Below are 16,186 nucleotides of genomic sequence, written 5' to 3' on the forward strand. Positions count from 1 at the left end.
CTCTCCTGTCCAGAATGCGGATGGGTACTTAGCGCGATGCTCGGGGCAGCGCACTGCCCAGATAAGTCTCGACCACCTCGCAGAACGGCTCGCCGGCGGCAGTCGAGAGCACGGCATCGATCTCGAAGAGCGGATCGTCGGGGCCCGGATCCGTGCGCTGGTCCGGCGCGCGAACCGCGACGGTGTCGCGAACCGGGGCGAGGGGACGCACGACCCGGCCGAAGGGCGTCCGCGTGCTGTCCAGCGTCGCGTTCATCTCCGGCGTGAGGCGTGCGGGCACATACCAATTGTCCGCTTCCGACAGGACGCGGTCGCCGCAGGCGAGGCGGACCCGGCGATAGCGCACGGGCTCGTCCGGCCCGATCGCCAGCCGCGCCCGCTGCACCGCCGTCAGAGGCTTGTCCGCCACCGGTATCCGCTCGGCGACGAGGTGAGGATCCCCCGCAAGCTTGTGGTCGGCACACCAGCTTTCGAGGGCGAAGGTCGCGCTGTGAGCCGCGAGAATGCGGCTCCGCAGCGAGGCGATGAGCGCCTGCGGGCTTTCAGCCGGCGCCGGCGCGGCGGCAGGACCGGACACGGACGCCCCATCGCGCGCAGAGCTTGGTGACCCGGTCATCGGGACAAGCGCCGCCAGAGCCACGCGCAGCGCCCACCGGCGGAATGCGGGCTGCCGGGTTCGACGGCCGTCGCGCGTCGATCGATCCCGTGCCAAGTATGGCGAAATACAGAGGGCATGGCGGAAAGACTTTCCGGTGTGCCACAGCATCTCGAGCCATGTCCTCCCAGTCGAAATACCAGGTCTTCGCCGATCGCCGCGGCGTCGAGGCCCGGCAGAACGTGCTGACTGGGCTGTTTCCTGGCCGAGTCGGCGACGCGGGCCAAGATCTATACAAGACGCGTCCATCCGTCGAGCTGCCCGCCGCCTGGCGGACCCGTCCCCTGGCGAAGATGATCCTACCGGCGCCCGACCGGCGGCAGGTCGGTGCAGAGCCCGAGGCCGGCTTCGGCCGCGAGGCCGATCGTCTCGCCGAGGGTCGGATGGGGATGGATGGTCCGGGCGATGTCGGTGGCATCGGCGCCCATCTCGATTCCCAGCGCGACCTCGCCGATCATGTCGCCCGCGCTCGGGCCGACGATGGCGCCGCCGACAACGCGCTTGGTCTGCGCATCGAACAGCAGCTTCGTCAGACCGTAATCGGCGCCGTTGGCGATGGCCCGGCCCGAGGCCGCCCAGGGGAAGCGGGCGACCTCCACGGCCCGCCCCGAGGCCTTGGCCGCCGTTTCCGTCAGGCCCACCCAGGCGATCTCGGGATCGGTGTAGGCCACCGAGGGGATCACGGCGGCATCGAAGCCGGCCCTGTGGCCGGCGGCCACCTCGGCGGCCACGTGCCCCTGGTGGACGGCCTTGTGGGCGAGCATTGGCTGCCCGTTGAGATCACCGATGGCGAGAATATGCGGCACGTTGGTCCGCATCTGCGCGTCCACGGGCACGAAGCCGCCATCCAGCACCACGCCGGCGGCGTCGAGGCCCAGGTTCGCGCCGTTCGGACGACGCCCCGCGGCCTGGAGCACGAGGTCGTAGGTCTGCGGCTCGGCCTCGCCAGCAATCGATACGGCGATGCCCTCCGGTGTCGCCTCTGCCGCCATCACCTCCGTACCCGTGCGGATCCGGTCGAAGCGGTGCGCGTTCCGCTTCATCCAGACCGCCACGAGATCCCGGTCGACGCCCTCCAGCAGGTTCGGCAGGCGTTCGACCACGTCGACCCGGGCGCCCAGTGCGCTGTAGACGGTCGCCATCTCCAGCCCGATGATGCCACCGCCGATCACCAGCAACCGGCGCGGCACAAAGGGCAGCTCCAGCGCCCCCGTGGAATCCACGATGCGGGGATCGTCCGGCAGCATCGCCAGGGCCACCGGCGACGAGCCCGCGGCCACGATGGCGCTGGCGAAGGTGACGTCGCGCGTGTCGCCACCATGCAGCGCCACCGAGACCGCGCTCGGGCCCGTGAAGCGTGCGGTCCCGCGGATCACCTCGACCTTGCGCTGGCGCGCCATCTGGGCGAGGCCGTCCGTGAGGCGCCGGACGGTGCCGGCCTTGAAGCTCCGGAGCTTTTCCAGGTCGACCGTCGGAGCGCCGAAGCTGATCCCGTGCGCGGCCAGCCGGACGGCCTCCTCGGTCACTGCAGCCACGTGGAGCAGCGCCTTCGAGGGAATGCAGCCCACGTTGAGGCAGACGCCGCCGAGGGTCGCGTCACGCTCCACCAGGATCACCCGCTGCCCGAGATCGGCGGCCCGGAAGGCGGCCGAGTAGCCGCCCGGTCCGCCGCCGATCACCAGGAGGTCGCAGCCCGCCTCCGCCTGCGGCTTCGGTGGCGGCGCGGCGGGGGCCGGCGCAGGTGCCGGCTCGGTGCGCACCTCGGGCGCCTCCACCGTAAGGCGGGCGACGAGGGTGCCGGCCGAGACCGCGTCGCCGAGGCCGACCAGCATCTCCACGAGGCGGCCCGCTGCCGGGGAGGGGATGTCCAGCGTCGCCTTGTCGGATTCGACCACCAGCAGGGTCTGGTCCTTTGCGACCGGCTGGCCGGGCGCCACCGGGATCTCGATGACGGGCACGTCGGCGTAATCCCCGAGATCGGGGACGCGGATGTCGAGGGTCTCGGGCATGGCGGTGGCGGTCACAGGAGGGCGCGGCGGAGGTCCGAGAGGACCGACGCCACATGGCCGAGGAAGCGGGCGGCGGCGACGCCGTCCACGACGCGGTGGTCCCAGGAGAGGCTCAAGGGGAGGATCAGGCGCGGCTGGAAGGCTTTGCCGTCCCACACCGCCTCGGTGCGCGAGCGCGCCGCGCCCAGGATCGCGACCTCGGGGGCATTGATGATCGGCGTGAAGCCGTCGCCGCCGATGCCGCCGAGCGACGAGACCGAGAAGCAGCCGCCCTGCATGTCCGAGCCCGGGAGGGTTCCTGCCCGGGCCTTCTCGGCCATCGCGGCCATCTCGGTGGCGATCTCGATCAGGCCCTTGCGGTCGCAGTCGCGCACCACCGGCACCATCAGGCCCTTCGGCGTGTCCACCGCGAAGCCGACATGGACGTAGTCCTTCAGGACCAGCTCGCCGCCCGCCAGGGAGGAATTGAAGCGCGGGTAGGCGCGCAGCGCCGAGGCCGCCGCCTTGATCAGGAAGGCCACCATGGTGACCTTCGCGGGCGGCGTGCGGGTCTCCGTGTTCAGGCCGACCCGGAACGACTCGATCTCGGTGACGTCGGCCCGGTCGAAATTGGTCACGTGCGGGATCGTGAGCCAGTTGCGGCTGAGATTGGCCCCCGAGAGACTCTGGATGCGCGACAGCGGTTCGCGCCGGACCGGGCCGTATTTGGCGAAGTCCACGTCCGGCCAGGGCGGCAGGCCGGCGCCGATGCCGGACGCGGCGGCGGGCGCCGGGACCGACGCGCCGAGCGCCGCCTTGACGAAGGCGTGTACGTCCTCGCGCAGGATCCGCCCTTTGGGCCCGGTGGCGGCGACGCGGTCCAGCTCCACGCCGAGCTCGCGGGCGAGCTGGCGGACGGACGGGCTGGCATGCACAGCGCTGCGGGTCGCCTGGATCGGTTCGGCCTGTATCGGCTCCGGCGAAGCGCGACCGGCTCCCTCTCCCGTCCGGGAGAGGGTTGGGGTGAGGGGTGCGCCGTCTCCGGACAACCCTGATCCCTCATCCTGTCCCGCTTCCGAACGGGAAAGGGGAACCGCGCTCCGCTGGGGGGACGACGCGGCCGCGGCAGCGGGGGGGGCGTCCGGCACCGGTGCGGCCCCGCTGCCCTCCGCGGGCTCCACCGTCAGGATCGGGGTTCCTTCCGACACCTTCGACCCCACGGAGACCAGCCACTCGCGGACGATGCCGGCGACCGGGGAGGGAACCTCCATGGTGGCCTTGTCGGACTCGATGCTGAGGATCAGGTCGTCCACCGCGAGGCGGTCGCCGGGCTTCACCAGAAGCTCGATGACCGGCACGTCCCGGTAGTCGCCGATATCCGGAAGGGCGATCTGCAGCGCGGCGCTCATGCGGGTGGAATTCCGGTTGCTGGAAGGCTGTGACGGCCTGTCCGCGTGCGGGCAGGGGAAGAGAGGCGCGATGTCGTCGACGCGCCGGATCTCCCAGCCACGCCCTCATCCTGAGGCGCCGGAGCGCAGCGGAGGCCTCGAAGGAGGGCTCCAGGGATCGCACGGCCGGCTGGAGAGCTCCTTCGAGGCGCGCTGCGCGCGCACTTAAGGAATAGGTCGCGGGTGGGTTCGCCGGTTGGCCTCAGATCGTCCAGGGTGCGGGCGCGTCCGCCGCGATGCCGTAGCGGCGGATCGCGTCCGCCACCGTGGCGCGGGGCACCGTCCCGGCTTCCGCCAGGGCGTGCAGCGCCGCGATGACCACGTGCTGCCGGTCGACCTCGAAGAACCGGCGGAGCGCGTTGCGGGTGTCGCTCCTCCCGAACCCGTCTGTGCCGAGGGCGACGAAGCGCGCGCCGACATAGGAGGCGATCAGCTGCGGGTAGGCCCGGACGTAGTCGCTCGCCGCGACGATGGGCGCCGTGCCCGGCAGCAGCGCCGCCACGTGGCTGACCGGCGCCTCGGCTTCCGGGTTGAGCATCGCCTGCCGCTCGGCCTCGCGGGCGTCGCGGGCCAGCTCGCTGAAGCTCGTCACGCTGAACACCTCGGCGGCGACGCCGAAATCCTGCGCAAGCAGCTCCGCCGCCGCGATCACCTCCGGCAGGATCGCCCCGGAGCCGAGGAGCCGCACGGCGGCGGCGCCCGTCCCTTGCCCGGCCTCCGGCCCCGACAGCCGGTACATGCCCTTCAGGATCCCGGCCTCCGCCCCCTGCGGCATGGAGGGCTGGGCGTAGTTCTCGTTCATCGCGGTGAGGTAGTAGAAGGCGTCCTCACCCTCCTCCATCATCGCCCGGGCGCCCCGGTCGACGATCACCGCCATCTCGTACGCGAAGGCCGGATCGTAGGCCCGACAGTTCGGGATCGCGGCCGCCTGCATGTGGCTCGACCCGTCCTGGTGCTGAAGGCCCTCGCCGCCCAGCGTGGTCCGGCCCGCCGTGGCGCCGATCAGGAAGCCGCGGGCCCGTTGGTCGGCCGCCGCCCAGATCAGGTCGCCGACCCGCTGGAAGCCGAACATCGAGTAGTAGATGTAGAACGGCAGCATCGACAGGCCGTGGACGCTGTAGGCCGTGGCCGCCGCCGTCCAGGACGAGATCGCCCCGGCCTCGGTGATGCCTTCCTCCAGGAGCTGACCGTCCCGGGCCTCGCGGTAGTAGAGCATCGAGCCGGCATCCTCCGGCTCGTAGAGCTGGCCTTGCGGCGCGTAGATCCCGACCTGCCGGAACAGGTTGGCCATGCCGAAGGTCCGGGCCTCGTCGGCGACGATCGGGACGATGCGCGGCCCGAGATCCTTGTGCTTCAGGAGGTTGCCGAACAGGCGCACCACCGCCGTGGTGGTCGACATCTCCTTGCCGCCCGCTTCGAGCGCGAAGCCCGCGTAGGTCGAGAGGGCCGGCACCGAGACGGTCGGCGCCGTGCGGCGGCGGGCCGGCAGGACGCCGCCGAGCGTCTCGCGGCGCTCGCGCAGGTAGCGCATCTCGGCGCCGTCCTCGGCCGGCTTGTAGAAGGCCAGACCCTCCACCTGGGCATCCGACAGCGGCAGGGCGAACCGGTCGCGGAAGGCGCGCAGCGCGTCCACGTCGAGCTTCTTGGCCTGGTGGGCGGTCATGCGCGACTCGCCCGCGCCGCCCATGCCGTAGCCCTTCTTGGTCTTGGCCAGGATCACCGTCGGCCGGCCCTTGGTGGCCTTGGCGGCGGCGAAGGCCGCGTAGAGCTTGCGGAAGTCGTGGCCGCCGCGCTTCAGCCGGTCGACATCGGCGTCCGACATGTGGGCGACGAGCTCGCGGACCTCCGGATCCTCGCCGAAGAAGTGGGCGAGGTTGTAGGCGCCGTCCTTGGCGCCCAGCGTCTGGTACTTGCCGTCCACCGTGTCGGCGAAGCGCCGCAGCAGGGCGTGGTTGGTGTCGCGGGCGAAGATCCCGTCCCACTCCGAACCCCACAGCACCTTGATGACGTTCCAGCCCGCGCCGCGGAACAGGCTCTCCAGCTCCTGGATGATCTGGCCGTTGCCGCGCACCGGGCCGTCGAGCCGCTGCAGGTTGCAGTTGATGACGAAGGTCAGGTTGTCGAGATTCTCGCGCGCCGCCAGTGCGAGGCCGCCGATCGACTCGGGCTCGTCCATCTCACCGTCGCCGAACACGCCCCAGACGTGGCGGCCGGACGTGTCGGCCAGGCCCCGGTCGGCGAGGTAGCGCATGAACCGCGCCTGATAGACCGCGTGGATCGGCCCGATGCCCATCGAGCCGGTGGGAACCTGCCAGAAATCCGGCATCAGCCAGGGATGCGGATAGGAGCACAGACCGTCGCCGGCGATCTCCTGGCGGTAGTGCTTCAGCTGCTCCTCGGAGAGCCGCCCTTCGAGGAAGGCCCGGGCGTAGACGCCGGGGGCCGAGTGCGGCTGGAAATAGACGAGGTCGCCGTCCGTCCCGCCCTTGAAGAAGTGGTTGAAGCCGACCTCGAACAGCTCCGCCGCCGAGGCGTAGCTGGCCACGTGGCCGCCGAGCTCGCCGTAGGCCATGTTGGCGCGCACCACCATGGCGAGCGCGTTCCAGCGCATGATCGAGGTCAGGCGCTCCTCGATGTCGAGATCGCCGGGGTAGCGCGGCTGCTTCTCCAGCGAAACCGTGTTCCGGTAGGGCGAGTAGGGCAGGGCCTCGTCGAGGATGCCGATCTCCTTCGAGCGCCGCTCCAGGCGGTCGAGGATGAACCGCGCCCGGGCCGCACCCTCGGTGCGGAAGACGGATTCCAGCGCGGCGAGCCAGTCCTGGGTCTCGGCCGGGTCGTGATCGACCTCGGCGGACCGCGCGATCGTGGCTTTCGGCGGTATGGCGTTCATCGACGCGGCCTCCCTTATTCCCCCGATCATACGGGGATCGGGACGGCGGGACATGCCGAAGATTTGCTTCCATCGCGCGGTATCCGGATTGATATTCCGCGATTTGGGCGATAGGCGGCAAAATATGCCTCTGTCGCGAGGCCGGAGCGCCTCGCCCGTCGTCGTCGGAAGCTGCGCTTCGCGGCGGCCAGATTGGAGACCGAACCGATGCCCGCACGACCGGCCCCCCTCGACGCCGCGAGCCTGCGCATTCTCGAATGTCTGCAGCAGGACAGCGAGATCAGCATCGCGGATCTCGCCGAGCGGGTGGGCCTGTCGACGTCGCCGTGCTGGCGCCGCGTCAACGACCTGAAGGAGGCGGGGGTGATCCGCGGCTGCGTGGCGGTGGTCGACCCGCTGAGCCTCGGGCTCGCGGTCAACGTGTTCGTCCACGTGTCGCTCGAGAAACAGACCCAGGCCGCGCTCCAGGCCTTCGACGAGGCGGTGCGCAACCGCCCCGAGGTGATGGAGTGCTATCTGATGAGCGGCGAGGCCGACTACATGCTGCGGGTCGTAGTCGAGGATCTCGGCCAGTACCAGAAGCTCGTCCTGGACCACCTCACGCGGATCCCCGGGGTGGCCAACATCCGATCGAGCTTCGCCCTGGGGCAGGTCAAGTACGCGACCGCGCTGCCGCTCGGGCACCTGACCCGCTGACCGGACGCGGCCGCCCACGGTGCATCAGTGGCAGCGGGGTCCGCTCGCGACGGCGAAATCTGGAAAGTCTCGTTCTCAGGTACGCAGGCCGCGATGGGCCGCGTCGCGCGCGAGATGAATGGTGGAGCCTAACGGGATCGAACCGATGACCTCTTCCATGCCATGGAAGCGCTCTCCCAGCTGAGCTAAGGCCCCATAATTTTCACTGCATTTCGCGTCCCGTGGAGGGCCGCGTCACGCGAGAGTGGGATGGTGGAGCCTAACGGGATCGAACCGATGACCTCTTCCATGCCATGGAAGCGCTCTCCCAGCTGAGCTAAGGCCCCACTTTTAGCATCCGCCGCGGGTTGGGTCCCGCGGGGTCTCGCCGGTCTAAATCGCGTCCGGCGAGGCCGGTTCTATAGGCGGCTCGCACCGCGGACTCAACCCCCTTTTTCGCTGCCGCCGGGGGTTTTTCATCGGGGAGGCGACGACCGCCTCAGCCCTCTTCGTCGTTCTCGATATCGCCGTCGATCAGGTCGGAGACATCGTCGTCGCCGGCGTCCTCTTCCTCCAGGAAGGTGTCGTCGTCGGCGGTATCCCCGTCCTCGACCGAATCGTCCTCGGGCGTCGGATCCGCATCGTCCTCGGCGGCTTCAACCTCGTCGAGGGAAACCAGCTCCGGACCCTTCTCGTCCGTCTCGTCCTCATCGTCGTTGCTGGCCGCGCTCCGCGACAGCGCCGGAGGCGCTGCACGGCTCGAGGTGGCCACCGCCTGATAGACCGCGCCGCATTTCGGGCAGACGGCGGGATCTCGGGCGAGGTCGTAGAACTTCGCGCCGCAGCTCATGCACTGGCGCTTCAAGCCAAGTTCCGGTCGGGCCACGGGCGGACACCTCGTCGTCAGTTCTGTCTCGGGGGAGGGGCCCCGTTAGTCGCGGTGGCGGCCCCTGTCAATCGAGCCCGAGCAGGGCGTTCCGGGCCGCGTCCTACGGAGGATCGGCGGGAGGATCGGCAGGAGGATCGCCCGGAGGATCGACGAAGACATCGGATTGATGACGCCGGCCGGTACCCGTGTTAACCGCCCGGCGATTTCACCGTCCGATTGCAGCGCCGCGGCTGAGCCGCGCGACGCGCCGGATCCAGGCCCACTCGTCAGAGCCCGAACGGACGTCCCGTGTCGCACGATTCGACTCCACAGCCCCTCACCGCCGCGCCGGGCACCCCGCTGCGCGGACGCCTTCGGCCGCCCGGCGACAAGTCGATCTCGCATCGGGCGATGATCCTCGGCTTGCTCAGCCAGGGCGAGACGCGGGTCGAAGGGCTGCTGGAGGGCGATGACGTCCTGCGGACCGCCGCCGCCGCGAAGGCGCTCGGCGCGGGCGTCGAGCGCCTCGGGGCCGGACGCTGGCGGGTCCGGGGCGTCGGCATCGGGGGCCTCGGCGATCCCGCCGACGTCCTCGATTTCGGCAATGCCGGCACCGGCTCCCGCCTCATGATGGGCGTGGTCGGTGGGCAGCCGGTGACCGCGACCTTCGACGGCGACGCCTCCCTGCGTTCGCGGCCGATGCGCCGCATCCTCGACCCGCTCACCCGGATGGGCACCCAGGTCCTGGCCGAAGCCGAGGGCGGCCGCGTGCCCCTGACCCTGCGGGGCCCCAAGGAGGCGATCCCGATCACCTACGAGACCCCGGCGGCCTCGGCGCAGATCAAGTCGGCGGTGCTGCTTGCCGGCCTCAACGCGCCCGGCGTCACCACCGTGATCGAGGCGGCCGCGACCCGCGACCACACCGAGCGGATGCTGCGCCTGTTCGGCGCCACGGTCGTCGTCGAGCCGCATGGTCCCGGCGGCCACGGCCGCAAGGTCGCGCTGACCGGCCAGCCGACCCTGCGCGGCACCGATGTCGTGGTGCCGGCCGATCCGTCTTCGGCGGCCTTCCCCCTGGTGGCGGCGCTGATCGTCCCCGGCTCCGACGTGGTCATCGAAGGCGTGATGATGAACCCGCTGCGCATCGGGCTGATTACGACGCTCCTGGAGATGGGCGCGCAGATCGAGCGCGTGGCGGAGCGGGAGGAGGGCGGCGAGACCGTGGCCGACCTGCGCGTGCGCGCGAGCCGCCTGACCGGCGTCGACGTCCCGGCCGAGCGGGCGCCCGCGATGATCGACGAGTACCCGGTGCTGGCGGTGGCGGCGAGCTTCGCCGAGGGCCGGACCCGGATGAACGGCCTGCACGAGCTGCGGGTCAAGGAATCGGACCGCCTCGCCGCCGTGGCGGCGGGGCTGGCCGCCAACGGCGTCCGCCACGCGGTGGAGGGCGACGACCTCGTGGTGGAGGGCGACGGCGCCGCCGCGCCGGGCGGCGGAACGGTCGCGACGCATCTCGACCACCGCATCGCCATGGCGTTCCTCGTCTTGGGGCTCGCCGCACGGAACCCGGTCACGGTGGATGACGGCGCGATGATCGCCACGAGCTTCCCGAGCTTCCTTCCGACCATGCAGGCCCTCGGCGGCCGGATCGAGGCGTGACCGGCATGCCGCTCGTCATCGCGATCGACGGACCGGCCGCATCCGGCAAGGGCACGCTCGCCAAGCGTCTGGCCGATCATTACGGCCTGCCGCATCTCGACACCGGGCTCCTCTACAGGGCCGTGGCTATGGCCCTGCTCGATGCAGGCCTGTCGCTGGAGGATGCCGCGGCCGCGGCGCAGGCGGCCCAGGCCCTCGATGCCGGCAAGCTCGACGACCCGCGGCTGCGCGACCGGGCCATGGGCGAGGCGGCCTCGCGCGTCTCGTCCGTGCCGGAAGTCCGGGCCGGCCTGCTCGCCTGGCAGCGCCGCTTTGCCGCCGATCCGCAGGGGGCGGTGCTCGACGGGCGCGACATCGGCACGGTGGTCTGCCCCGGGGCCTCGGTGAAGCTGTTCATCACGGCGTCCTCGGAGGAGCGCGCCCGCCGCCGCCACCGGGAACTGGTCGGCCGCGGTGAGTCGGCGACCTTCGCGACGATCCTCGCCGACATCGAAGCCCGCGACGCCCGGGATGCATCTCGCAGCGCCGCACCCCTGCGCATGGCCGACGACGCGATCCGGCTCGACACCACGGAACTCGATGCCGACGCGGCCTTCGCCGAGGCCCGGGGCATCGTGGAGCAGAGCCGCGGCGACGCGGATTGAGGGCGGATTGAGGATTGTCCACGTCCCTTATGTTGACCCCCCGGGCCCGCTCACCTATTGCGGACGCGCCGTCCCCGACGGGCCACCGCGATCGGCCCGGGACGCGAGCGCGTAGCTCAGCTGGTAGAGCAACGGACTTTTAATCTGTAGGTCCTGGGTTCGAGTCCCAGCGCGCTCACCACACCCTCGGTGATCCCCATCGGACGCGGCTGATCGGCAACGGCGAACCGCCCGCGGTCGTTGACGGGCATTCCCTTTCAGATTGACGGTGCGTTGCCGATTGCGCTGACGCTCGCAGAACCTACGGTGGAACCTCTTTGCGGCGTATTGGGTTGGGGCCCCAACGTAACCGTGAAGGATTCATCGATGCGAAAGCTCGCACTCATCTCCGCCCTGAGCCTCTCCATCGGAGCTCTCGGCGCCACCAGCGCGGACGCGCAGGGCTATGGCTACGGGCGGCATCACGGCTACGGATACGGCCACGGATATCATCGCGGATACGGCCCGCGCCGGGATTACGGCTACCGTCGTCATCGCGGGATCTCGACCGGGGCTGCGGTCGGTCTCGGCATCGCCGGTGCGGCCGCCGGAGCCGTTGCGGCGGGCGCTCTGAGCCGGGGTCCGGGTTACTACGGCTCCGGCTACTGAGCCGAGCCACGGATTTTGACGCAGAGCCCCGTCGCCCCCGCGACGGGGCTCTCGCCGTTTTTCACCGCCGCATCGATGAACCGGCCGGGTGCGCCGAGTCGATGATGCGAGACCTCGGGGTTGGCGCCATCGTATGGGGCAGCCAAAACCGACGATGGCGTCCGCGTGATCGTCTCACCGCAGCCAGCGCCGGATCTGTTCGCGGAGGGTCGGGCGGACGGCACGGCGCGCTCGGGCCTCTGCGAAGCGATCGATGTGGATCCTGTCGTTGGGGACCTGCCGCAGGAAACGCTCCGCGATCTCGAAGATCACGACATCCGGCCGAACCGCCTCGACATAGCGCCAGTCGATATTCGCGGACCAGATCGCGTGCACCTCGTGGAAGGTCTCGGCCAGCATGGCGGTGAGACGCGCCCCCGGGCTATAGATGTAGGAATCGCCGAACAGGATTACGCGCCGCGGATCAGGGGCCGTTTTGTTCTGCAGCACGACCCGCGACCCGACGAACAGACCGCGCGGTCGCACGGCGCGTCCGGACTCGCGAACCTCGACCAGCGCGTTCGCGTCGATCCGTTCGGCATGGCGCGGGAAATCGTAAGCCACATACGCTTCGTCGACCGGAGGGACGAGCTTCTCGCCGAGATCGAAGGTGAAGGTCTCGCGGGTGCTGGTGCCGGCAAAGACATGGTCCGCCACCGGTGCGTTCAGGGCTTCGCAGAAGGCGCGATAGGCGATGAGATAGCCGCGATAGGTCCAGTGCGTGTCCGTCCGCAGGTAGACCGGCTCGCCGTCCCGCGCGGCCACGAGTGGCGTCTGCAGATTTGCCATCGGAGCTCCGCTGTCGGCGGCGACCGATCGGGCGAGGCGGACGCCCGGCGGGTCGTCGAGCCCCGGAAAGGGGCGGCCGAGCAGGTCGGGATAGATCGCCAGCTTGTCGGGGACGACGGTATGCACGTGGCGGATTCCGAGGGCGTCCAGGCGGCGTGCCCGGTGCCCGATCAGCCGGGTCCAGCGTCTGAGGATCCGTCGCGAGGTCGCGGTGTCGCCGTAGAAGGCCTCCACCTCGCCGGCGCGCCCGACCCAGTACAACCAGCCCTCATGTCCCACAGCCACGCCGCTGCCGCTCGCCTTCACAGGTCGAAGTCCCCCCGCTGCCTGCGACAATCCTCAACGATGCCGCTTGCTTCCGCCTCGACGGATCTGCGCGGGATTGCAACCCCCTGACCCTGAGGGCACGCGCTCGGCACGGGTCTACGGTGGAGATGCCGGCGCGGCGCCGCCCTGCGGTCGTGTCCGGAGTGCAGGGACCCGTAGGCGCCCGGGTGGTGATTTTCGCGATCGGCGGACCTGCGGTGAAACTTTACGCCTCCGCGGCGGGTACTGCCGGGCAGGCGCACGCTTCCGTGCGGCGTTCCGCAAAGGGGCCGGGTCATGTCCGCGCTTGTCACGTTCATCGGTTGCGGCTTGGTTCTGTTCGGCTTCGCAGCCGAGAAGTTCGCCGAGCATCGCTGGCTCGCCGCGAGCCGGCCGGCACCGCTCGACGCCCTGGCCATCCTGGCGCTGACGCTCCCGGCATTCGGACTGATGCTCATGGCGACCTTGGCGACTTGAGCCGGGACGGCGCGTGCCTCAATCGGAATCCGGACTGAACGCCACGCCGACCGTCTGCTCCGTCCGCCAGATCAGGCGAACCGCATGCCGCGTTTCTGAACTCGTCAACACCAGATCGAACGAGTTCTCGAGCAGCGCCGCCTGCTGGCCGAGGAACTCCAACATCGCGCCGCGATCGGAGATGTTTCTGACCTGACACGGATAACGCGCGCCGTCCCGTTGCTGAGCAAAGGCCAGCAGGGCGGTGGGCTTCCGCTCGGTCGCCCGTCGCTCCGCCAGGGCGCTGTAAGGGCGTGCGGTGCGGGACACGGCCGAGGTTCCTGCCTGGATCCGTTGATGGGCGCGATATCAGTAAAAATGCGCGGTATTTACTAATAGATGATTGATGGTCCCCGATCGTCCGGCAGAAGGACAAGACGTGGCGCGTCTATCGGTGGGAGTTCGCATAATCACCGCGGGCCCTTTCCGGGCGATGGCGGTCCCTTGCCGACCTTGATGAACCTGCCGACCAGGAGGCCCAGCGGGATCGATAACAGGAGCCAGATTCGCAGGAGACGAAGGGCTTTCATGGGTCCGAACCGGTGGCGAAATCCGGCCTGCATCAGATCACATCGGGATCCAGGCACCGAATCCGCAACTCGCCCGGTCGATCGGGGCTGATGTCGCCGCGACGCTTGGCAGAGCCTATCTCGCACCGAGGGGCGGCCGCCCGTCCGGTCCCGGGCGCGGCCGTGCCGTACGGATATCGGAGACGATCATGCGCATCCGCCCTGGCTTGGTCCTGCTGGCCAGCATCGCGGCCGGTCTGCCGCTTTCCGGCGCCGCCGAGGCACCCGGACGGCCGCCGTCAGCCGCGCCTGTCCCCGATCAGTCTTGGCTGCCGACCTTCTCCCGGAGCGTCCAGGGAACCGGCGTGCCGGGGCTGGACGGCGGCCACGTCTTCCTCTGGAACCGGCCGCAGGCCTTCGATCCGGTCTCGACCCTTCGGGTCGACCGGCACGTGCCCGAAGGGTCGGGTGAGGCCACCCACACCTACAAGGCGATCTGGGCGCTCGGCTCCACCGGCCCGCACAATGCCGGCTACGAATGGACGATCACGGGCGAACTGCACAATCGCGCCCTCGCCAGCACCGGGGCACAGAACGTCGCCGTCAATGGCACGATCTTCAAGGAACCGAACGGGTTGGGGCCGGTGGGGCCGTCCTGGGCCGCCAACTTCAATTGCGTCGACATGACCGACGAGGCCGACCCCGTGGCCTCATGCATCGGCGCCGAGATCGACGTCTCGGCGCAATCGCCGACGACGGATCGGAACCGCCAGCGGGTCGGTCTGCAGATCTCCACCGGCGGCGTGCCGGGGGCCCATACCGGCTACGGCATCCTCATGGGCAATCTCACCGGATCCATCACCGACCGGGCGATCTCGTTCCAGGGGGAGGGGACCTACGGCATCGGGATCGACGCTGCCGCGGCGCGGTTTACCGGCGTGCCGATGCTGCTCGCGGCCGGACAGGCGATCGGGCTCGACGGCAACCGCGACGGCGGCTTCTCCCGCAGCCTCGGCTTCGACGGGCGCGATCTGGTCTACGGCACGGGAGCCGGACCGGTCCTGCGCGTCAGCGACACCGGGCAGATCGAGGCCGCCTCTTTCCGCGAGACACAGCCGCGGCCGCCCGCGAGCAGCCGCGCACCCTGCATCCCGGGGGACCACGCCTGGGACGAGGCCTACGAGTACCGCTGCGTCGCGCCCGATCGCTGGAAGCGCGCGGCGCTCAGCGACTGGTGAGCCGCGCGCCGCGGAGCGTCAGCGATCGAGGATTCGCACCACCGCACGTGTCTCGGGGTCGACGACCACGATCTTGTCGCCCGGCGCCACGAAGTAGCCGAAGCGCCGCAGGCGCGGATTCGGGGCCTCGGTGAACGGGGCCAGACGCACGTCGGGCGGCACGATGCTGCCGGGACGCAGCGGGATCGATCCGACGATCGGCCCGGGCCCCACCGGTCGGCGCACGATGTAGTCGCGCACCACCACGTCGTCGTCGGGGCCGAACTCGTCGGGGGTCACGATCACCGCCTGCGCGAAGGCGGAGCCGGTGAACAGCGCGGCAAACCCGAGGGCTGCGGCGAGGCTGGCGCGTGTCGACATGTCGGACTCCGTAATGTCCTGGGCCGCCGGAAACATCAGGGTTCGCGCTTCGGTTCCCGGTCGGCGTCGGTCAGCGGCCGACCTGCCCGGCTTCCGCGAGGGGCACCGGCGACCAGCGGGTCAGCTGAACGTAGCCGTCGAGGGCCGCGACCACGACGTGGCGGCGGTGGCGGTGCACCACCGTCCCGGGCGTGTGCGCGTGGCGTTCCGGCCAGCCCTGGGCCTCCGCCACGAACACCCGGGCATCTCCCAGCCGCGCGATCGTCTCGACCGTGCCGAAGGCCCGCACCCGGCGCAGGACCGTCGCGACATCCTGCCGGAAATCGAGCGTCCGGTCGAAATCGGTGGCACGGGGCCAGTAGGAGCCGTCGCCCTGCGGCTCGGATCTCCGCCATCGTGCGGGCAGTTCACGGCCGAGCGGGCCCGCGGCGAGACGGCGGGCCGCCATCTGGCACTTGGCCAGCAGGGTCTCGTGGCTCTCGTGCGAACTCAAGCCGAAAATATCCTGCGCGAGGATGTCGCCGGTGTCGAAGCCGTCGGCAAGGACATGGGCGGTGACGCCCCAGCTCTCGTAGCGGTCGAGGACGGCGCGGAACAGCGGGTAGGGGCCGCGGCCCGTCGGAAGCGGGGAGGGGTGGATGTTGAGGCCGTAGGCGGCGCGGCCCTTCCAGCCCTTGATGAGCCAGGGATATCCCGCGACCACGAGCGTCCAATCCCGGCCGTGCTCGGCCTGGAGCGCCTCGATATCCCGTTCGCGGATCCGCGACAGCTGGATCGGCAGCCGCAGCGCCCGGGCGCGGGCGACGATGACTTCGTTGTGGTCGTAGATCCCGTCACAGGGGCGGGTGAACAGCTTCACCGGCGTCCAGCCGGCATCCAGCAGTCCCTCGAAGACTCCGCCGAGGAAGTCGATGCCGGCGAACGCGAACTTCATCCTTGCCGCCTGCGACCTTG

General features: G+C 70.3%; 15 protein-coding genes and 3 tRNA genes. 7 read left to right on the plus strand and 11 right to left on the minus strand.

Annotated features, from left to right (window positions below; translation table 11 throughout):
• Window positions 1-28 precede the first annotated feature (28 nt).
• From MCBMB27_RS23980 to mdeB, 4 genes are all read right to left on the minus strand, one after another.
• On the minus strand, window positions 29-616 hold the full coding sequence (locus MCBMB27_RS23980; protein WP_043381805.1) for a hypothetical protein: 588 nt from the start codon (window positions 614-616) through the stop codon (window positions 29-31).
• Between the two features lie 338 nt (window positions 617-954).
• Window positions 955-2,664, minus strand: a complete 1,710-nt coding sequence (gene lpdA, locus MCBMB27_RS23985) for a dihydrolipoyl dehydrogenase (RefSeq protein WP_053608908.1) — start codon at window positions 2,662-2,664, stop codon at window positions 955-957.
• 11 nt (window positions 2,665-2,675) lie between these two features.
• Window positions 2,676-4,052 (minus strand): 2-oxo acid dehydrogenase subunit E2, encoded by a 1,377-nt coding sequence (locus MCBMB27_RS23990; RefSeq protein WP_075381437.1) that lies wholly within the window; start codon window positions 4,050-4,052, stop codon window positions 2,676-2,678.
• A gap of 241 nt (window positions 4,053-4,293) precedes the next feature.
• On the minus strand, window positions 4,294-6,981 hold the full coding sequence (mdeB, locus tag MCBMB27_RS23995) for an alpha-ketoglutarate dehydrogenase (RefSeq protein ID WP_053608889.1): 2,688 nt from the start codon (window positions 6,979-6,981) through the stop codon (window positions 4,294-4,296).
• Window positions 6,982-7,188: 207 nt separating this feature from the next.
• Between mdeB and MCBMB27_RS24000 the strand changes: the two genes are divergently transcribed.
• Window positions 7,189-7,677: an Lrp/AsnC family transcriptional regulator gene (locus MCBMB27_RS24000; RefSeq protein ID WP_043354596.1), complete on the plus strand. Its 489-nt coding sequence runs from the start codon at window positions 7,189-7,191 to the stop codon at window positions 7,675-7,677.
• Window positions 7,678-7,796: 119 nt separating this feature from the next.
• Here MCBMB27_RS24000 and MCBMB27_RS24005 read toward each other — a convergent pair.
• From MCBMB27_RS24005 to MCBMB27_RS24015, 3 genes are all read right to left on the minus strand, one after another.
• Window positions 7,797-7,872 (minus strand) — tRNA-Ala (locus tag MCBMB27_RS24005).
• Between the two features lie 55 nt (window positions 7,873-7,927).
• A tRNA-Ala gene (locus MCBMB27_RS24010) sits at window positions 7,928-8,003 on the minus strand.
• Window positions 8,004-8,155: 152 nt separating this feature from the next.
• Complete coding sequence (locus MCBMB27_RS24015) at window positions 8,156-8,542, minus strand: TIGR02300 family protein (protein ID WP_075381438.1); 387 nt, start codon at window positions 8,540-8,542, stop codon at window positions 8,156-8,158.
• Window positions 8,543-8,833: 291 nt separating this feature from the next.
• On the opposite strand from MCBMB27_RS24015, the gene aroA reads away from it, so the two are divergent.
• The 4 genes from aroA (at window position 8,834) to MCBMB27_RS24035 (ending at window position 11,475) form a co-directional block, all read left to right on the plus strand.
• Window positions 8,834-10,183, plus strand: a complete 1,350-nt coding sequence (aroA, locus tag MCBMB27_RS24020) for a 3-phosphoshikimate 1-carboxyvinyltransferase (RefSeq protein ID WP_075381439.1) — start codon at window positions 8,834-8,836, stop codon at window positions 10,181-10,183.
• Between the two features lie 5 nt (window positions 10,184-10,188).
• Entirely contained in the window at window positions 10,189-10,827 is a 639-nt protein-coding gene (cmk, locus tag MCBMB27_RS24025) for a (d)CMP kinase (RefSeq protein WP_051044950.1), read from the plus strand.
• A 105-nt stretch (window positions 10,828-10,932) separates the two neighbouring features.
• Window positions 10,933-11,008, plus strand: a tRNA-Lys gene (locus tag MCBMB27_RS24030).
• 185 nt (window positions 11,009-11,193) lie between these two features.
• Window positions 11,194-11,475: a hypothetical protein gene (locus MCBMB27_RS24035; protein WP_043350305.1), complete on the plus strand. Its 282-nt coding sequence runs from the start codon at window positions 11,194-11,196 to the stop codon at window positions 11,473-11,475.
• A 174-nt stretch (window positions 11,476-11,649) separates the two neighbouring features.
• Here MCBMB27_RS24035 and MCBMB27_RS24040 read toward each other — a convergent pair whose 3' ends face one another.
• A complete protein-coding gene (locus MCBMB27_RS24040) occupies window positions 11,650-12,588 on the minus strand; it encodes an alginate O-acetyltransferase AlgX-related protein (protein WP_236952802.1) in 939 nt (312 codons plus the stop codon).
• Between the two features lie 318 nt (window positions 12,589-12,906).
• On the opposite strand from MCBMB27_RS24040, the gene MCBMB27_RS24045 reads away from it, so the two are divergent.
• Window positions 12,907-13,086: a hypothetical protein gene (locus MCBMB27_RS24045; protein ID WP_043350277.1), complete on the plus strand. Its 180-nt coding sequence runs from the start codon at window positions 12,907-12,909 to the stop codon at window positions 13,084-13,086.
• An 18-nt stretch (window positions 13,087-13,104) separates the two neighbouring features.
• On the opposite strand, the gene MCBMB27_RS24050 is transcribed toward MCBMB27_RS24045, so the two are convergent.
• Entirely contained in the window at window positions 13,105-13,395 is a 291-nt protein-coding gene (locus MCBMB27_RS24050; protein ID WP_075381441.1) for a PilZ domain-containing protein, read from the minus strand.
• Between the two features lie 448 nt (window positions 13,396-13,843).
• Between MCBMB27_RS24050 and MCBMB27_RS24055 the strand changes: the two genes are divergently transcribed.
• Window positions 13,844-14,872, plus strand: coding sequence for a hypothetical protein (locus MCBMB27_RS24055; RefSeq protein ID WP_075381442.1), 1,029 nt, complete (start codon window positions 13,844-13,846; stop codon window positions 14,870-14,872).
• An 18-nt stretch (window positions 14,873-14,890) separates the two neighbouring features.
• Here the strand turns inward: MCBMB27_RS24055 and MCBMB27_RS24060 are convergent, their stop codons facing one another.
• Both MCBMB27_RS24060 and MCBMB27_RS24065 read right to left on the minus strand, forming a co-directional pair.
• Window positions 14,891-15,232 carry a hypothetical protein gene (locus MCBMB27_RS24060; protein ID WP_043350294.1) on the minus strand — a complete coding sequence of 114 codons (342 nt, stop codon included), beginning with the start codon at window positions 15,230-15,232 and terminating at the stop codon, window positions 14,891-14,893.
• Window positions 15,233-15,302: 70 nt separating this feature from the next.
• The gene (locus MCBMB27_RS24065; protein ID WP_075381443.1) at window positions 15,303-16,166 is read right to left on the minus strand and encodes a formyltransferase family protein; all 864 of its coding nucleotides are present in this window, start codon (window positions 16,164-16,166) and stop codon (window positions 15,303-15,305) included.
• Between the last annotated feature and the right edge of the window lie 20 nt (window positions 16,167-16,186).

The sequence above is a fragment of the Methylobacterium phyllosphaerae genome (genome assembly GCF_001936175.1).
GTDB classification, from domain to species: Bacteria; Pseudomonadota; Alphaproteobacteria; order Rhizobiales; family Beijerinckiaceae; genus Methylobacterium; species Methylobacterium fujisawaense.

Excerpts from the sequence above, each read along its gene's own strand:
- lpdA (WP_053608908.1), bottom strand. The coding sequence starts at position 2,664 with ATGCCCGAGACCCTCGACATCCGCGTCCCCGATCTCGGGGATTACGCC.
- MCBMB27_RS24060 (WP_043350294.1), bottom strand. The coding sequence starts at position 15,232 with ATGTCGACACGCGCCAGCCTCGCCGCAGCCCTCGGGTTTGCCGCGCTG.
- MCBMB27_RS24065 (WP_075381443.1), bottom strand. The coding sequence starts at position 16,166 with ATGAAGTTCGCGTTCGCCGGCATCGACTTCCTCGGCGGAGTCTTCGAG.
- MCBMB27_RS24000 (WP_043354596.1), top strand. The coding sequence starts at position 7,189 with ATGCCCGCACGACCGGCCCCCCTCGACGCCGCGAGCCTGCGCATTCTC.
- MCBMB27_RS24035 (WP_043350305.1), top strand. The coding sequence starts at position 11,194 with ATGCGAAAGCTCGCACTCATCTCCGCCCTGAGCCTCTCCATCGGAGCT.
- cmk (WP_051044950.1), top strand. The coding sequence starts at position 10,189 with ATGCCGCTCGTCATCGCGATCGACGGACCGGCCGCATCCGGCAAGGGC.
- mdeB (WP_053608889.1), bottom strand. The coding sequence starts at position 6,981 with ATGAACGCCATACCGCCGAAAGCCACGATCGCGCGGTCCGCCGAGGTC.
- MCBMB27_RS24045 (WP_043350277.1), top strand. The coding sequence starts at position 12,907 with ATGTCCGCGCTTGTCACGTTCATCGGTTGCGGCTTGGTTCTGTTCGGC.
- MCBMB27_RS23990 (WP_075381437.1), bottom strand. The coding sequence starts at position 4,052 with ATGAGCGCCGCGCTGCAGATCGCCCTTCCGGATATCGGCGACTACCGG.
- MCBMB27_RS24055 (WP_075381442.1), top strand. The coding sequence starts at position 13,844 with ATGCGCATCCGCCCTGGCTTGGTCCTGCTGGCCAGCATCGCGGCCGGT.
- MCBMB27_RS23980 (WP_043381805.1), bottom strand. The coding sequence starts at position 616 with ATGACCGGGTCACCAAGCTCTGCGCGCGATGGGGCGTCCGTGTCCGGT.